13 protein-coding genes are annotated in these 17,155 nt (G+C 69.3%); 9 read left to right on the top strand and 4 right to left on the bottom strand.

Features of this window, described 5'->3' with window-relative positions:
• Position 1: 1 nt before the first annotated feature.
• Positions 2–766, bottom strand: coding sequence for a GntR family transcriptional regulator (locus tag ACFXI3_RS06000; protein ID WP_378398309.1), 765 nt, complete (start codon positions 764–766; stop codon positions 2–4).
• 90 nt (positions 767–856) lie between these two features.
• On the opposite strand from ACFXI3_RS06000, the gene iolC reads away from it, so the two are divergent.
• Genes iolC through ACFXI3_RS06025 form a run of 5 tightly spaced genes read left to right on the top strand, consistent with a single transcriptional unit; the run spans position 857 to position 6,713 of the window.
• Positions 857–1,804 (top strand): 5-dehydro-2-deoxygluconokinase, encoded by a 948-nt coding sequence (iolC, locus tag ACFXI3_RS06005; protein ID WP_378398311.1) that lies wholly within the window; start codon positions 857–859, stop codon positions 1,802–1,804.
• A complete protein-coding gene (locus ACFXI3_RS06010) occupies positions 1,801–2,667 on the top strand; it encodes an aldolase (RefSeq protein ID WP_378398313.1) in 867 nt (288 codons plus the stop codon). Before iolC ends, ACFXI3_RS06010 begins: the two co-directional genes overlap by 4 nt.
• Positions 2,664–3,470 (top strand): 5-deoxy-glucuronate isomerase, encoded by an 807-nt coding sequence (gene iolB, locus ACFXI3_RS06015; RefSeq protein ID WP_378398314.1) that lies wholly within the window; start codon positions 2,664–2,666, stop codon positions 3,468–3,470. The genes ACFXI3_RS06010 and iolB overlap by 4 nt, the downstream gene beginning before the upstream one ends.
• Positions 3,467–5,326 (top strand): 3D-(3,5/4)-trihydroxycyclohexane-1,2-dione acylhydrolase (decyclizing), encoded by a 1,860-nt coding sequence (gene iolD / locus ACFXI3_RS06020; RefSeq protein WP_378398315.1) that lies wholly within the window; start codon positions 3,467–3,469, stop codon positions 5,324–5,326. Before iolB ends, iolD begins: the two co-directional genes overlap by 4 nt.
• Before the next feature lie 43 nt (positions 5,327–5,369).
• Positions 5,370–6,713, top strand: a complete 1,344-nt coding sequence (locus ACFXI3_RS06025; protein WP_378398316.1) for an MFS transporter — start codon at positions 5,370–5,372, stop codon at positions 6,711–6,713.
• 3 nt (positions 6,714–6,716) lie between these two features.
• Here ACFXI3_RS06025 and ACFXI3_RS06030 read toward each other — a convergent pair whose 3' ends face one another.
• A complete protein-coding gene (locus ACFXI3_RS06030) occupies positions 6,717–7,874 on the bottom strand; it encodes a DUF418 domain-containing protein (protein WP_378398317.1) in 1,158 nt (385 codons plus the stop codon).
• A gap of 153 nt (positions 7,875–8,027) precedes the next feature.
• Between ACFXI3_RS06030 and ACFXI3_RS06035 the strand changes: the two genes are divergently transcribed.
• From ACFXI3_RS06035 to ACFXI3_RS06050, 4 genes are all read left to right on the top strand, one after another.
• On the top strand, positions 8,028–8,561 hold the full coding sequence (locus tag ACFXI3_RS06035) for a hypothetical protein (RefSeq protein WP_378398319.1): 534 nt from the start codon (positions 8,028–8,030) through the stop codon (positions 8,559–8,561).
• Positions 8,562–8,569: 8 nt separating this feature from the next.
• Positions 8,570–9,241, top strand: coding sequence for a two-component system response regulator CseB (gene cseB / locus ACFXI3_RS06040; RefSeq protein ID WP_378398320.1), 672 nt, complete (start codon positions 8,570–8,572; stop codon positions 9,239–9,241).
• Positions 9,238–10,440, top strand: coding sequence for a sensor histidine kinase (locus tag ACFXI3_RS06045; protein WP_378398321.1), 1,203 nt, complete (start codon positions 9,238–9,240; stop codon positions 10,438–10,440). Before cseB ends, ACFXI3_RS06045 begins: the two co-directional genes overlap by 4 nt.
• Before the next feature lie 514 nt (positions 10,441–10,954).
• Complete coding sequence (locus ACFXI3_RS06050) at positions 10,955–14,227, top strand: GH92 family glycosyl hydrolase (RefSeq protein WP_378398322.1); 3,273 nt, start codon at positions 10,955–10,957, stop codon at positions 14,225–14,227.
• A gap of 74 nt (positions 14,228–14,301) precedes the next feature.
• Here the strand turns inward: ACFXI3_RS06050 and ACFXI3_RS06055 are convergent, their stop codons facing one another.
• Both ACFXI3_RS06055 and ACFXI3_RS06060 read right to left on the bottom strand, forming a co-directional pair.
• Positions 14,302–16,317, bottom strand: coding sequence for a glycosyltransferase (locus ACFXI3_RS06055; protein WP_378398324.1), 2,016 nt, complete (start codon positions 16,315–16,317; stop codon positions 14,302–14,304).
• The gene (locus tag ACFXI3_RS06060; RefSeq protein WP_378398326.1) at positions 16,314–16,946 is read right to left on the bottom strand and encodes a DUF998 domain-containing protein; all 633 of its coding nucleotides are present in this window, start codon (positions 16,944–16,946) and stop codon (positions 16,314–16,316) included. The genes ACFXI3_RS06055 and ACFXI3_RS06060 overlap by 4 nt, the downstream gene beginning before the upstream one ends.
• Between the last annotated feature and the right edge of the window lie 209 nt (positions 16,947–17,155).

Genomic DNA, 17,155 nt, shown 5'->3' on the forward strand with positions numbered 1-17,155 from the left:
TCTACTGCGGACCGTGCGTCAGCGGCAGATTGAACGAATACCGCGACGCCCGGTAAACGTGCCAGCCGTATTCGACCACCCGGCCCGTTTCGTCGTACGTCGTGCGCTGCATCGTCAACAACGCCGCACCGGGCGATTCTTCCAACTGCGCCGCGTCTTCCTCGGTCGCCAGCCGCGCGCCGATGCTCTGCTGCGCCGAATGCAGCCGGATCCCCGCCTGCCGTAGCAGCTGATAGAGCCCCTGCGAACGCAATTCGTCGTCCTCGACGTCGAGAATGCCGTCCGGGAGGCAATTGTTCATGACCGCCAGCGGTTCGCCTCCCGTGCAGCGGATCCGCTTCAACCGGCGCACTTGCTTCAGCCCGGGAGCCTCCAGCACAGCGGCGGTCTCGGCATCGGCCGGTTCGACGCGGTTGACCAGCACCCGCGACGACGGCGTCTCGCCCAGTCCGGCGAGGTCGTCGAAGAGGCTGCTCAGGCGCAGCGGCCGGGCGACCTTCGTGCGCACCACCTGGGTGCCGACGCCGCGTTTGCGCACCAGCAGACCCTGGTTGACCAGCGACTGGATCGCCTGCCGCACCGTCGGCCTCGACAGCCGCAGCCCCGCCGCGAGGTCGAGTTCGTTCGCCAGCCGGGAGCCCGCGGGGAGGCGGCCGTCGTCGATCGCGGCGTGCAATTGGCGCGCGACCTGGAAGTACAGCGGCTCGGGGCTCGCCGGGTCCACCGCGATCCCGCGGACCGGGTCCCAGGCCGGACTGGTGCTCATCGCCGCAGCCTACCCCGCGTATGTCCATATGTCTTGACAAAGTCCTCGGGAACGGGGCACGGTCGGAGCACAGCCTGCGAGGAGGACGCGATGACCACGGGGTTCGACCTCGTCACGATGGGCCGGATCGGGGTGGACCTCTACCCGCTGCAGACCGGCGTCGGCCTGGAGGACGTCACCACGTTCGGCAAATACCTCGGCGGCAGCGCGACCAACGTCGCGGTCGCCGCCGCCCGGTACGGCCGTCGCAGCGCGGTGATCACCAAAACCGGCGACGATCCGTTCGGCCGGTTCCTTCGCCGCGCGCTCGCCGGATACGGCGTGGACGCCCGGTTCGTCGGCGCCTCGCCGCGGCTGCCGACACCGGTCACGTTCTGCGAGGTCTTCCCGCCAGACGATTTCCCGCTCTACTTCTACCGTTTCCCGAAGGCGCCGGACCTCGACATCGCGGTCGGCGACCTGGATTTCGACGCGATCCGTTCGGCGAAAGTCTTTTGGGCGACGGTGACCGGGCTGTCGCAGGAACCGAGCCGCTCGGCCACGCTCGCCGCGCTGGAAGCCCGTGGCCGCAAGGGAATCACCGTCCTCGACCTCGACTACCGGCCGATGTTCTGGGAGTCCCGCGAGCAGGCGCGCGAATGGGCCGGCAAGGCGCTGGGACACGCGACGGTCGCGGTCGGCAACCTCGACGAATGCGAAACCGCGGTGGCTGTGCGTGAGCCTCGAGACGCAGCGAAAGCGTTACGGGACAACGGCATCTCGCTTGCAGTGGTGAAACAGGGGCCGAAGGGCGTGCTCGCGGTGGACGACACCGGCGAGGTGGAGGTGCCGCCGGTGCCGGTGGAGGTCGTCAACGGCCTCGGCGCGGGTGACGCGTTCGGCGGCGCTTTGGTGCACGGGCTGTTGTCCGGCTGGGGCATCGAGCGGATCATGCGGTTCGCGAACGCCGCGGGCGCGCACGTCGCCGGGGAACTCGCCTGCTCGGACGCGATGCCGACGGAAGACCAGGTCCTGCGCAGGCTCGGAGGCACGGAATGAACATCGTCGAAAGGATCGTCGCCAAACGCGTGCACGATCCGGACGCGATCGCGGAGGCGGCCGCCGCCCGGTTGCGGGCGAAATCGCCGTTCAACGACAAGGGCGCGGCGATGATCATCGCGGCCGATCATCCCGCCCGGGGCGCGAACGCGGTCGGCGCGGATCCGCTGGCGATGGCCGATCGCGGCGAGTTGCTGGAGCGGCTGTGTCTCGCGCTGGAACGCCCCGGCGTCACCGGCGTGCTCGCGACGCCGGACGTGATCGACGACCTGCTGCTCCTCGGCGTGCTGGACGGCAAGACCGTGCTCGGGTCGATGAACCGCACCGGGCTGGCCGGGTCGAGTTTCGAGATCGACGACCGGTTCGCCTGCTACGACGCGGAAACCATCGCGCGGATGCGGTTCGACGGCGGCAAGATGCTCACCCGGATCTGCCTGGAGGACCCGGCGACGCCGAGCGTCCTGGAGAACACCGCGAAGGCCATCGACTCGCTCGCCGAGCGGAAGCTGCTCGCGATGGTCGAACCGTTCCTGTCCGGCTGGATCGACGGGAAGATCAAGAACGACCTCTCCCCCGAGGCGGTGATCCGGTCCATCACGATCGCGTCCGGGCTCGGCCACACGTCGGCCTACACCTGGCTGAAGCTGCCGGTGGTCGCCGAGATGGAGCGCGTGCTGGCCGCCTCCACGCTGCCCGCCGTGCTGCTCGGCGGCGAGGTGACCGATCCGGACGCGGCGTTCGCGTCCTGGCAGGAGGCGTTGGCGTTGCCGACGGTGCAAGGTTTGGTGGTCGGGCGGTCGCTGCTCTATCCGCACGACGGCGACGTGGCCAAGGCGGTCGATACGGCGGTGGGGTTGTTGTGAGCCAGTTCAGCCTTGTCATCACTCCCGAATCAGCCGGATGGGGTTACTCCGGTCTGCGTGTGCTGGAACTCGACGGCACCGAAACTTTCTCCACCGGCGACGCGGAAACGCTCGTGCTTCCGTTGTCCGGCAGTTGCACGGTGTCGGTCGACGGTGCGAAGTTCGAGCTGACCGGTCGCACCGGCGTATTCGACGCGGTCACCGATTTCGCTTACCTGCCAAGGGATGCCGAAGCAACGGTGACCGGCCGAGGTCGATTCGCGCTGCCGTCGGCGAAAACCTCGAAGCGGCTGCCCGCCCGATACGGCCCGGCAAAGGACGTGCCGACCGAGCTGCGCGGCGCGGGAAACTGCAGTCGCCAGGTCAACAACTACTGCCTCCCGCACACCTTCGACGCCGACCAGCTGCTCGTCTGCGAAGTGCTTACGCCGGGCGGAAACTGGTCGTCCTACCCGCCGCACAAGCACGACGAGGCACGCGAGGGCGAAAGCGAACTCGAGGAGATCTACTACTTCGAGGTCGCCGGCGGCGGCATGGGCTACCAGCGCGTTTACGGCACTGACGAGCGCCCGATCGACGTCTTGGAAGAGGTCCGCAGCGGCGACGTCGTGCTGATTCCGCACGGCTGGCACGGGCCGTCGATGGCCGCCCCCGGCTACGACCTCTACTACCTGAACGTGATGGCCGGTCCCGGACCCGAACGAGCGTGGCTGATCTGCGACGACCCCGCCCATGCCTGGGTGCGCCAGACCTGGGAGTCCCAGGCCGTCGACCCGCGGCTGCCGTTCGGAGGCGCACGATGAGGCTGACCACCGCACAAGCCCTGGTGCGCTTCCTCGCCAACCAGTATTCCGAACGCGACGGCGTCGAACACCGGCTGATTCCGGGCTGCTTCGGGATTTTCGGGCACGGCAACGTCGCCGGGCTCGGCCAGGCCCTGCTGCAGGCCGCGCACACCGGCGAGCTCCCCTACTACCTCGCGCGCAACGAACAAGGCCAGGTGCACGCCGCGACCGCGTTCGCGAAAATGCGCAACCGGCTCCAGACGTTCGCCTGCGCCGCGTCCACCGGCCCCGGGTCCACGAACATGATCACCGGTGCCGCGCTCGCCACCACGAACCGGCTTCCCGTGCTGTTGCTGCCAAGCGACGTTTTCGCTGGCCGGGGACCGGATCCCGTGTTGCAGCAACTGGAAGACGCACGCTACGGCGACGTCTCGGTGAACGACGCCTTCCGTCCGGTGTCCAAGTACTTCGACCGGATCACCCGCCCCGAACAGCTGATCCCGGCCGCGCTCGCCGCCATGCGCGTGCTGACCGATCCGGTGGAGACCGGCGCCGTCACGCTTGCGCTGCCGCAAGACGTCCAGGCGGAGGCCTACGACTGGCCGGAGGACTTCTTCCGCCGCCGCGTCTGGCACATCGACCGCCCGGGTCCCGCACCAGAAGCCTTGGCCCGCGCCGCTGAACTGCTGCGTTCCGCGAAAGCACCGCTGATCGTCGCGGGCGGCGGTGTCGTGTACTCCGAAGCCTGGCCGGAGCTGCGCGCGTTCGCCTCGGCGACCGGGATCCCCGTGGCGGACACCCACGCGGGCAAGGGCGCGGTGCCGTGGGACCACCCGTGCGCGGTCGGCGGTCTCGGCTCCACCGGCACTTCCGCGGCGAACGCACTGGCCGCGGAAGCCGATGTCGTCCTGGGAATCGGCACCCGCTACAGCGATTTCACCACCGCCTCGCACACCGTCTTCGGCAACCCGGACGTGCGGTTCGTGAACCTCAACGTCGCCCGGTTCGACGCCGCGAAACACTCCGCCGAGATGGTGGTCGGCGACGCCCGGCGCGGCCTGGAAGCCTTGTCGACCGCGCTGTCCGGCTGGCAGGTCCCCGACGCCTGCCGCGCGCGGACCCGGCAACTCGCCGACGACTGGAACCGCACCGCCGACGCCTGCTTCGACCTCGGCCACGCTCCTCTGCCCGCGCAAAGCGAGATCCTCGGCGCGCTCAACCGCACGCTCGACGACAGCGACGTCGTGCTCAACGCCGCCGGTTCCATGCCCGGCGACCTGCAGATGCTGTGGCGGGCCAGAGACCCCAAGGCGTACCACGTGGAATACGCCTACTCCTGCATGGGATACGAGATCGCCGCGGGCGTCGGAGTGAAGCTGGCCGCGCCGGAGCGGGAAGTCGTCGTGCTCGTCGGCGACGGTTCGTATCTGATGATGGCGCAGGAAATCGTCACGCTGATCGCCGAACGGCTCAAGGTGATCATCGTGCTGGTGCAGAATCACGGGTTCGCCTCGATCGGGTCGCTCTCGGAATCATTGGGCTCGCAACGGTTCGGCACGTCTTACCGGTATCGCGCCGAGAACGGTTTGCTGGAGGGCGACGTGCTTCCGGTCGACCTCGCGGCCAATGCGGCGAGCCTCGGCGCGACTGTGCTGCGCGCGTCCACTGTGGACGAGTTCCGGGCGGCTTTGAAGCAGGCCAAGGCGAATCCGGTGACGACAGTGGTGCACGTGGAGACGGATCCGCTCGCGCCCAACCCGCCCGGGTCGGCATGGTGGGAGGTTCCGGTGAGCGAAGTGTCCGATTTGGACTCGACGAGCGCGGCTTACGAGACTTACGCCGAAGAGAAGCGGAACCAACGGCACTACCTCTGACGCTTCGGCCCACACCGAACCATTCCCGGGTCACCCTTTTCCCGTGACCGCAACGAACTCCGCACGCAGGCAACGACTGGCACTGATCGCGCTCTGCCTGCCGTTCTTCATCGTCCAGCTCGACGCGACCGTGGTGAACGTCGCCGTCGAAGCGATCCGGCGCGACCTCGGCGGCGGGCTGGGCGGTGAGCAATGGGTGATCGCGAGCTACACCATCGCGCTGGCCGCGGGCATGCTCACCGCGGGCTCGCTCGGCGACCGCTACGGCTCGCGGCGGGTGTGCGTCCTGGGGACCGTCGGGTTCGGAGTCGGGTCCGCGCTGTGTTCGCTGGCGCCGACCATCTCGGTGCTGATCGTCGCGCGCACGCTGCAGGGTGTCGGTGCGGCCGCGTTGTTGCCGTGCTCGCTCGCGCTGATCGTCCGGCAGTTCCCCGAACCGCGAGCGCGGGCGCACGCGCTCGGCCTGTGGGGCGGCATCGCGGCCATCGGCCTCGCGACCGGCCCGGTGGCCGGCGGCGTGCTCATCGCGCTGGCCGACTGGCGGGCGATCTTCTGGGTCAACCTCCCGGTCGCCGCGCTCGCTATCGCGCTGACCTGCCGTTACGTCGTCGAGTCGCCGCAGCGGAACCGTCGCCTCGATCCGTACGGGCTGGTCCTCGGCACCGTCGCGCTGTCCGCGCTCGCCGGCGGGCTGATCCAGGTCGGCCGGTCGAGCTGGGCTGTCCCGCTGATCGCCGCCGGCCTGCTGACCGGGCTCGCGTTCCTCCTGGTCGAACGACGCCGCCGCGATCCGATGCTGCCGCTGGCGATCTTCTCGTCCCGCCCGTTCTCCGCCGCGAGCACCGCCGGGCTGCTCTTCAATTTCTGCCTCTACGGCACCCTGCTCTGCCTGTCGCTGTTCCTCCAAGGCCCGCTCCACCAGTCCGCCTACGCGACCGGCATGCTGACGCTCCCGCTCACCATCGCGATCGGCATCGGGGCCACCGCCAGCGGACGGCTCACCGCGCGGTTCGGCCCCCGCGTCCCGATGCTGACCGGGTTCAGCCTCGCCGGACTCGGCGCGGTCCTGCTGGCCACGGCCGATTCGGTGCCGCTGGTGGTGGCGGGCGGAGTGGTGCTGTGCTGCTGCTCGATCGCGATGCCGGCGATGACGTCGGTCGCGATGTCGACGCCGCCCGAGGAGCACACCGGTCTGGCCAGCGGCGTCCTGAACACCGCCCGCCAGACCGGAGGCGCGTTGGGCACCGCGGTGCTCGGCAGCCTGCTCACTGCGGGCTCGACGATGTCGCTGAGCGTCCCGATGACGGTGGTCGCCCTCGGCTACGCGGCGGCGGTCGGCTGCACTTTGCTGGCCACCCACCGCCGGGAACTGGTCGCTGCCCGCTGAACCTCAGGGCACGAGCAGCGTCGCCCGGTGCACCAGCCATTCCAGCGGACCGCGCCGCCGCCAATGCCGCCACGCCACCGACGCGGCCAGCATCACCGCGACCACCGTCACCAGGAACACGAACGAATACGGCTTCGGCACCAGCTTCAGGACCGCGAAATGGGCCGCGTACCAGGTAAAAGCCATTCCGCCGGCCGCGGCGAGCGGCCACAGCGCACGACGGCTCAGCGGCCGGTCCAAGGCGATCAGCAGTCCGCCGAGCAGCACCATCGCGACGCCGATCATGAGCACGATGCCGAGCGGGCTGGTGGCGTACAGCGATCCGTCCGGCGGCATCGCCAGCAGCACCTGCCACGGCATCCCAGGCGGCGGGGTCGTCGCGATCGCTTCGGCTCCGCCCAGCGGATAGGTGGCGATCCACGAACCGAGGATCGACGCGGCGGCAAGCACGAAACCGGTGTACAGCAACCGGATCCGGACCTGGTGCGCGCGAAGGTCGAGGCGGCCGATCGCCATTCCCGCCAATGCCAAAGGCAGGCCGTAGGCGACCTGGAAACCGCCGCCGAACAACACCATCCCCTTGAAGAACTCGCCCCATTGTTCGGGATGCCCGAAGATCGCGAGGCCGCTCGCCGTTTCGGACCCGGACATCATCCAGTCGGAATGGGCGTTGAACACCCAGAACGCGTAAAGCGTCATCGCGGGCACGGCGATTCCGGAGAGAACGAACAACGTCCGCGCGCGCAGCCGGGTAAGCGGCAGCAGAAGCAGCAGGAGCACCGCGTAGTACTCGATCACGGACATGCCGTACTCGTCGATCGCCAGGCTGAGCAGGAACAACACCACCGCCCGGACCGCGAGCCTGCCGCGGGCGCGCCACTTCTCGTTCCCCTCATCCGGGGTCGCGCCGCCGGTCATCAACGCCGCGGACAGCCCGAACAGCAGCACGAACAGGCTCATCGCCCGGGACGACGTCTGCACGTTCAGCCAGGTCAGGAACCCCGGGGCCGCCTGGGGCGGTCCGCCGTGGAGCCAGCCGCTCGCGAAGAAATGCTCGATGAACACCCCGACGATCGCCAGCGCCCGGACCGCGTCCACGCCCAGCAACCGTCCCTTCGGCACCCGCGTTTCCGCCGGGTCCCGCACCGTTTCCGTCCTCATCGGACTCCTCCCTGGTCGATTCCCCGCCAAAGTAGGAACGGCGGATCACCGGCCGCCGGGAATCGCGTCGCAGCCGGCCGGAGGAAACCCATCGGTTTTGTAACAGCGCTCCCCGAACAGCGTGCGGACGGCAAAATGGCTACTGTGCGAAGCATGCGGAGGACAGTGGTCGCGGCGATTGCGCTGTTGTCGCTCACCGCTTGCTCCGATGTGGACGGTGTGCGCGTCGCCGGGCCGGCTCCACCGGCGGCGGCAGCCCCGGCACCGGCGAACAACCCGCGCGGCCCGACCGTCGACGCGGTCGCGCTGCTGCGCGCGGATCCGACGGTCAGCGCCAGGACGAAGGCGGCGCTGCGGCCGTGTCCGTACGGTCCGACCGCCGGGTCGTATCCCGTCAGCACCGCCTACCACGAGCTGACCGGCGAGGTCGACGTCGTGGTGAACGTCTATCCGTGCGGCGCGGTCGGCGCACCGGGCACCGGCAGCAGCGGCGCGACAGGTGTGCCGGTCGGCGCGTACCTCGGCGGCTACGTCTACACCATCGGCGGGAAACAGCTGTTCAGGCTGGAGAACTCCGGCGCCATGCTGACTGTGCTCGACGGGCAGCTGGCCACGATGTCGGCGACCGGACCGAACAACGGGGTGGCCCGCTACCGCTGGACCGGCACCGGTTTCTCGCCGGAGTGAGAGGGGACATGACGCAGGTACTGCTCGTCGAGGACGACGACGTGATCCGGGAGGCGACGCAGCTCGCGCTCGAACGCGCCGGGTTCCGGGTCTCGACGGCCGCGGACGGGCTCGCCGGGCTGGACCAGTTCCGCGCGCGGCCGCCGGACGTGGCGTTGCTCGACGTGATGTTGCCCGGGCTCAACGGCGTCAGCCTGTGCCGGCGGATCCGCGAGGAAAGCCGGACGCCGGTGCTGATGGTCTCCGCCCGCGACGATGCGGTCGACGTCGTGCTCGGCCTCGAAGCCGGCGCCGACGATTACGTCACCAAGCCGTTCGACACCGCGGTGCTGATCGCCCGGATCCAGGCGGTGCTGCGGCGAAGCGGCTGGTCCGGGCCCGAGGAGGACGCGTTCGTCCGCTTCGGCGACCTCGAAATCGACCGCGCCGGGCTCGACGTGCGCCGGGCCGGCCAGCCGGTGGACCTGACCCCCACCGAACTGCGGCTGCTGCTGCGCTTCGCCGAATCGCCCGGGACTGTGCTCAGCCGGGACACCCTGCTGGCCAGCGTCTGGGATTACGCGTGGGGCGGCGATACGCGCGTGGTCGACGTCCACGTGCAGCGGCTGCGCGTGAAGATCGGCCAGGAACGGCTGCAGACCGTGCGGGGCTTCGGATACAAGCTCCGCGCCGAGCCGTGAAACTCTTCCCCGCCACGCTGAGGTGGCGGCTGACCGCAGCGGTGACCCTCGTGTCGGCCGCGGTCGCGGTGACGTTGAGTTTGCTGGTGCACCAGCAATTCGCGCGCACCCAAGCCGAGCAGGCGCGGCATGCGCAGGACGAATGGATCCAGCTGCTTCTGCGCAACCCCGGTGTCGACGGCCAATTCGACGATCCGACCCTGCCCGCCCCCCTGCGCGACGCCGTCCGCGGCGGCAACCGAGCGACCTATTTGGACGGTCCGGTTCTGTGGGCTGCCGCCGAAACCGGCGGACACATCGTCTCGGTCCGGACCAGTTACGCGTCGCAAACTCAGGCACTGGCCACCTTGGACCAGGAGCTGCTGGCCGGTTCCGCTGTCGTGACCGTCGCCGGTGCCCTGCTGGGTGTCGTGCTCGGCGCCGGAATGGCACGCCGGCTCCGACGGGCCGCCGACGCCGCCCGAGACGTCGCGAACGGCGCGCCAGCGAGGGTGCGCGACGCAATCGGCCCGCGTCCGCGAGACGAAACGGCCGATCTCGCCCAAGCAGTCGACGCGATGGCGGACGCGTTGCAAGCGCGCTTGGCCGCGGAACAACGGGTCACCGCAGACATCGCACACGAACTGCGAACCCCAGTGACCGGCCTGGTAACCGCCGCCGAACTGCTGCCACCCGGACGCCCGGCCGAACTGGTCCGCGACCGAGTCGCCGCACTGCGATCGCTGGTGGAGGACGTACTGGAGGTGGCTCGCTTGGACACCGCCGCCGAGCGCGCAGACCTGGCGGAGATCGACTTGGCGGAATTCGTGCGGCGCCGAGTACCAGACGCGGTGGCTCCTCGCGCAGTCCAGGTGCGGACGGATCCCCGACGACTGGAACGAATCCTGGCGAACCTGCTGTCGAACGCGGCCAAACACGGAGCCGCGCCGGTGACGGTGACGGTGGATGGCCGATGTGTAGTGGTCGGCGACCGAGGCCCGGGCTACCCGGAAGTCCTGCTCCGGGAAGGACCCGCACGATTCCGAACCGGCACAGACGCCCGCAGCGGCGGACACGGGCTAGGGCTGACGATCGCAGTCGCGCAAGCGCGAGTGCTAGGGGCGGAACTGAAGTTCGAAAACCTGCCCGACGGCGGCGCACAGGCAGTGCTGCGTTTGCCGGAGCTAGCAGTCCGTGAGGGGAACCCTGAGGGACTCTGATTCCGTGAGGGGAACCCTCACGAACCACGATCCCCACAGACTCCGGTGCACCCAACCATCGAGGCACCCGGCCCCCGCCCTGCACCCCGATACGAAGCGTCCCTGCGGTCTGGGGGTGCTTGTCAAGGCATCTTTCCCGCCTTGACAAGCACCCCCAGACCGTCAGCACAATCAAGCTTCGGGGTGCGGGGCCCCACCGCACCACGGTTACGTGAGGCGAACCCTCACGAACCGAGGCTGAGCGGGAAGCGAACCCTCCGGAAGGCGGAGCACGGGAAGTGCCGCGATTGCCGGAACCGGCGGGCCGTGAGGGGAACCCTCACGAACCATGGTTGACCGGGAAGACAACCGCGGCGGAATCAAAGTCAGCGAGGGCCCTGGAACGCGGGCCCGGAAGCTGTCCCGTTGTCGCCCTTCTCAAACCCCCTCCAGGATGACAAGCTGCTCACCAGCCGGTCGCCTCCGCACCGGTTCGCACGATGACAACGTTGTCAGCCCTGGAGGTAACGCGTCCATGTGGTCGCAGAAGAGACGGGCGGCCGCACTCGCGGCGGCAGCCTTCGTGGCAACCGGACTGGCCCCCTGCACAACCGCCACCGCCACCGCAGCCACCAGCGCCGCGGATCCGGTCTCCCTGGTCAACCCATTCGTCGGCACCCAAAACTTCGGCAACACCTTCCCCGGACCCAGCGCCCCCTTCGGCATGGTCCAGGTCAGCCCCGACACCGGCGGCCAGGGCGGCTACGACTACCAGCAGAACTCGATCTACGGCTTCAGCCAAACCCACCTCTCCGGCGTCGGCTGCGGCGTCATGGGCGAGCTGCCGGTCATGCCGACCACCGGCGCCGTCGATTCCGTCGACAAGAACTCCTACAAATCCGAGTACAGCCACGACGACGAGAAGGCCGAGCCCGGCTACTACCGCGTCGGGCTGAAGAAGTACGGCGTCAACGCCGAGCTCACCGCCACCCCGCGCACCGGCTGGCAGCGCTACACCTTCCCGTCGACCGGCCAGGCCAACGTGCTGTTCAACACCGGCCAGGCGAACCAGTCCGTGAAGGATTCCGAAATCCACGTCGTCGGCGACCGGACCCTCGAGGGTCGCGTGCGCGCGGGCGGCTTCTGCGCCGGGCACGACGAGCACACCGTCTACTTCACCGCGACCTTCGACCGCCCGTTCGCCTCCTACGGCACCTGGCGCGGCACCACCCGCACCGCGGGCAACCGCGACGCCGCGGGTACCGGCGGCAATGGCGCGTGGGTCAGCTTCGACGCCACCACTGACCACGATGTCGTCCTCAAGGTGGGGCTCTCCTACACCGGTCTCGCGGGCGCGCGGGACAACCTCGCGAAAGAAACCAGCGACAGCTACGACTTCGACGCCACCCGCACCGCATTGCGCAAGCAGTGGGCGGACCGGCTCGGCGCGATCAAGATCAGCGGCGGCACCACCGAACGGCAGACCGCCTTCTACACCTCGCTTTATCACGCGCAGCTGCACCCGAACCTGGCCGGCGACATCAGCGGCGACTACGCCGGTTTCGACGGCAAGGTCCACCGCGCCAACGGCTACACGCCGTATCAGAACTTCTCCCTTTGGGACACTTATCGCCCGCAGAACCAGCTGCTCGAAATGCTGGAACCGCAGGTAGCCCGCGATGTCGCGCTGTCCGTGCTGTCGATCGGCCGCGACGGCGGCTGGCTGCCGAGATGGGCGCTGGCGGGCAGCGAAACGAACATCATGACCGGCGACCCGGTAACGCCGTTCCTCGTCGAAGCCTGGTCGAAGGGCTTGCTGGCCGGTCATGAAGACGAGGCGTACGGGCTGCTCAAGAAGAACGCGACCAGCACCCCACCCGCCGATTCGCCGTACAACGGGCGCTCCGGCGTGAATTACTACAACGACCGCGGCTACATTCCGAGCGGCCTCACCCTCGGCAAGGACTGCGCGGCCAAGGGCGGCGACAACGACTGCGAGCACCCGACCTCGGCGACCATGGAGTATTCCGCCGCCGACGCCGCGCTCGCGTTGATGGCCAAGGGATTGGGCCACCAAGCCGACGCGCGCATGTTCGCCGACCGCGGCCAGTGGTACCGCAACGTCTGGAACGCCGCCGACAAGCAATTCCGCCCGCGCACCACGGACGGCACCTGGCTCACGCCGTACAACCCGGTCGACGCCGACCATCAGTTCCACGAAGGCGGCGCCTACCAGTACCAATGGCTCGTTCCGCAGGATCCGGCCGGGCTGACCGCGTTGATGGGCGGCAAGCAGGCGACCGAAAAGCGGCTCGACTCCTTCTTCGCCTACGACAACCTGCTCAAGGACCCGGCGGGCACCGCGCGCAAGGACTGGATCGCCAGCCCGTACGACTACTACGCCAAGGCCACCTACAACCCCAACAACGAACCCGACCTGCTCTCCCCGTACATGTACAACTGGGTCGGCGCCCCGGCGAAGACCGCGACCGTCGTCCGCGCGGCGATGACGTTGTTCACCACCGGCCCGGACGGCATGACCGGCAACGACGACCTCGGCACAATGTCCGCCTGGTACGTCTTCTCCTCGCTCGGCCTGTACCCGACGATGAGCGGCGCGAACTTCCTCGCCGTGTCCAGTCCGCAGTTCGAGTCGGCGACTGTCCAGATCGGACAGTACGAGGGCAAGCAGGGCGGCACGCTGACCGTCACCGCGCCCGGCGCGAGCGACGCGAACCGTTACGTGCAAAGCGTTTCGCTCGACGGCCGGGACGTCCGGCAGACCTGGCTCGACTGGTCCGCGGTCTCACACGGCGGCCAGCTCGCCTACCAAGTCGGCGCGACGCCGTCGAACTGGGGCACACAGCCGGGAACGGAGCCGCCGTCGGTCAACAAGGCCACCGGCGATCTGCGTCGGCACGTGGACGCGACCTTGCGGCCGAGTTCCGTGGTGCTGCCGCAGCAATCCTCGGCGCAGACTGTCCACTTGAACCTCGACGTGCTCGGTCAGAAACCCGGAGCGCAACCGGTCTTCGTGACCTCGTCGGCACCGTCCGGCTGGCGGGTGCAGACCGATCCGCTGCAGCTCTTGTGGTCCTTCCGGCTGCCGACGCAGAAGACCGCGCCGGTCTCGGTGACCGTTCCGGCGAACACGCCAGTCGGCACGTATTCGGTGCAGCTCAAGGCATCCGGCCCGGGCGCGAACACCGTCACCCGCACCACGAGCATCGAGGTCCGCGAACCGACGGTGTGCGCGACGACGTCCGGAACCCAGTGCGCGGTCGATCTCAGCCACGACCGCAACCATGACGGGACCGCGACCGTCGCAGCGTCCACGGAGGGCAACTTCGACGGCGGCGGCTGGAGCTACGACGCCGCTCTGATGCCGCCAGCTGGCACCTTTGTCCACAATGGAGTTACCTACGCTGCGCCCGACCCGACCGGCACTGCCGCGAACTTCGTGGAAGCACGCGGGCAATCGCTGCTGCTGCCCGCCGGGAAGCACCAGGCGGTCCAGCTGATCGGCTCGTCGCACAACGGTCCGGTGTCCACTTCGCTGACCGTGCACTACAGCGACGGATCCAGCGCGGATCTCCCGGTGGCGTTCGGCGACTGGGCCGGGTCGACGCCGTCCGGCACGACCGTCGCGCTCGATATGCCGCACCGGATCAAGGCGGGCAGCGGCGTCGACGGTCCGCCGGTGCGGCTCTTCGGCATTTTCTCCACAGTGGACGGAGCCAAGACCGTCCAGTCGGTGAGCCTGCCGAACGACCCGCGGGTCCAGCTCTACGCGATCACTCTCGCGTAGAGTCCGGCCGGGTTCGCCGGATCCCTCCCCTTCGTCCGGCGAACCCGGCCATCCCCCAGTTCCCCCCGATGGCCTCAGGCGGCCGCGGGCACCGCCGCGACCCGGCCCATCGCCTCGGCGTAGCAGGCCTCGAAGGAGTCCAAAGAGGACTCCAGCGCGTGCCCGGCGATCATCTTGCCGCTCGCCGCCCCCATCCGCGCCAACGTCGCCGGGTCGGCGACGACCGCGTGCAGCCGCTCGGCCAGCTCCCCCACGTTGCCTGGCTCGAACAGCCAGCCGTTGTAGCCCGGACGGCACAGGTGCGGCAACGCCATCGCGTCCGCGACCACCACCGGCTTCCCGGCCGCCATCGCCTCCATCGTCGCGAGGCTCTGCAGTTCGGCGATGCCCGGCATGCAGAAGAGATCCGCGGCCGCGTAGGCGTCCAGCAAGTCCTCTTCGGACACAAACCCGCGGAAGCGCACCCGGTCGGCGATCCCGAGCTCGCCCGCCAGCTTCTCCCACTCTGCACGGCACGAACCGTCGCCGACGATCTCCGCACGCAGTCCGGGCAGCAGCGCGACCGCACGCAACAGCTGGTCGACGCGCTTCTCTTCGTCCAACCGTCCGACGAACAGCACCGTCGGATCGTCGGACGTCCGCGAAACCTTCCGCGACCGGTAGCGGTCGATGTCGATACCGCACGACACAGGGACTGCACGCTCCGGGAAGCCGTTGTCGTGCAACAGTTCCACCGCACGCGGCGTCGGCGCAGTCACCACCCGCGCAGACGAGAACACTCGCGTCAGGTCACGCCACGCCCACCGCGAAGCCGCCCCGCGCAGCCACATCGGCACCCGCACGTGGCCGAACAGGTTCTCCGGCATGAAGTGGTTCGTCGCGACCGCCGGGATCCCCCTGGACGCGGCGTGCTTCAGGACGTACCGGCCGACCACGAAATGCGCCTGGACGTGCACAAGGTCCGGCTGCAACTCCTCCAGCAGCGCAGCCACGTCCTTGCTCACCTCCCAGGGCAGGCCGATCCGGAAGGTCCGGTGGAACGGGGTGCGATGCGACCGGACCCGGTGCACCACGACGTCGCCGTCTCTTTCGGTGCTCGCCGGGCCGTCCGGGTCGACGCTGATCACGTGGACCTCGTGCCCCCGGCCGGCGAGTCCGGCGGACAGCCGGTACGCGAACTGCGCCGCGCCGTTGACGTCCGGCGGATAGGTTTCGGCGGCGACCACGATGCGCAAAGCCCGGTCGTCGTTCACAGGGTGCTCCGATCTGGTGGAATGGACAGGAGAAGAACTGCTGCGGCTCAGCACCGCGACGCCGCCGACGGCCAGTACCGCCGCGGTCAGCGCGACCGCGGTCGCCGTGGCGTCGAGGTGGGTGGCTTCGCCGAGCACCCCGGCGCCGAGACCCACCGCGACCAGCGGATCCACGACGGTCAGGCAGGCGACGGCGAGGTGCGGCGGACCGCACCGGTAGGACAGCTGCACGAGCCAGCCGCCGGCCAGCAGCGCCGTCACCATCGCGGCGACCGACACCGCGGTGCTGAAATCGACCGTGCCCTCTTGGACTTCGAGGGAAACCGCTCGCATCAACACCGAGACGAAGCCGTAGGCGGCGCCACCGGCCGCGCCGAAACACAGCCCGCGGATCGACGGACGGGAAGAAATCGCGCCGATCAAAGTCAGCAACGCCACGGCCCCCAGCACCAGCAATGCCGCGCGCGTCTGCGCGTCGGCGCCGACCGCGGTGCTCGTGGTGCTGTCCGCGGCGACGGTGACGAACGTCCCGACGCCGAGCATGGTGACCGCGACCGCGGGCAGATCCCGCCGCCGCCGGTCGAGAATCGCAGTAATCGCAACGGCAATCACCCCGACCGGCTGCACGACGGTCAGCGGGGCCATCCCCAGTGCGACCGCGTGCACGCCCGCCCCCGACCCGAGCAGGGCGAGCCCGCCGAGCCAGCGCGGCGCCCGGATCAGCTCCCCGATCCGCGGCCGGCCGGACAATCCGGTGACCACGCCGTGCTGCAGAAGCGCACCGGTGGAAAAGAAAACCGCACCGAGCACGGCGAGTGCGATGGCGAGGATCGTCATGCGGCCACCTCGGATCGGGCCATCGCGGTGACGGCGAAGAGTTGTGCGTAGAGCAGGGCGTACAGCACGCGTTCGAACAGCCCCAGGAACTCGGGCACGGACTGCTCCAGCAACGGCGCGTGGGCCAGCAGAAAGGCGAGCGAAGCGGCACCGGACGCCAGCGAAAGCCAGCGCACCGCCTTCGCTTCCGGCCGCCGGCGCGCCAGCAACCATCCCGCCAGCGGCAGGCAGACGAACATCGCCGCACCGGCATAGCGGTGCACCGCACCGGAAAACGACGTTTCGACGCCGGACGGATCGGTCGGGAAGAAGGTCGCGATGACCAATCCGGCCGCCCACAACGCGATCAGCACCGACTCCAGGCCGCGTTTCGGCAACCCCTGCCTGAGCAGCGCGTGCCGGACCGCCAGCGACGCGCCGGCCAACCCGAGCGAGGCCGCCGCCAGGAGCACCGCCCCGCCGGGCGGGAAGACGTAGTCGCTGATGACGTCGCGGACCGGGTCGATCGCGCCCGCCGCCACCACGTGCAGCAGGAGGATCGGCACCAGCGAAAAAGCCAGGGCCGCAGCGGCGATGACGGGCGCCGTCGCCCTGGCCTTCCGCGTTATGAGGGTCACATCGATCAGCATGCTGGCGGCTCTGACGGCTCGGCATCGGGGAACACCCTGAGATGCACCCCTGGAATCCGTAGCCGGTCCTGGTCTCCGCAGAGCTGGTGCGGACCGGACGCGCGCCTCCGGTTCGCCGTCGGCGCGGCCGGGCGAAATGCCGCACCGCGCGCTGAATAGGACGTTATACACCAGCCGGAGCACCGCCGGTTGACTGTCCTTTGTGGACT

The sequence above is a fragment of the Amycolatopsis sp. NPDC059235 genome, from assembly GCF_042754125.1.
Classification (GTDB): Bacteria; Actinomycetota; Actinomycetes; order Mycobacteriales; family Pseudonocardiaceae; genus Amycolatopsis; species Amycolatopsis albidoflava.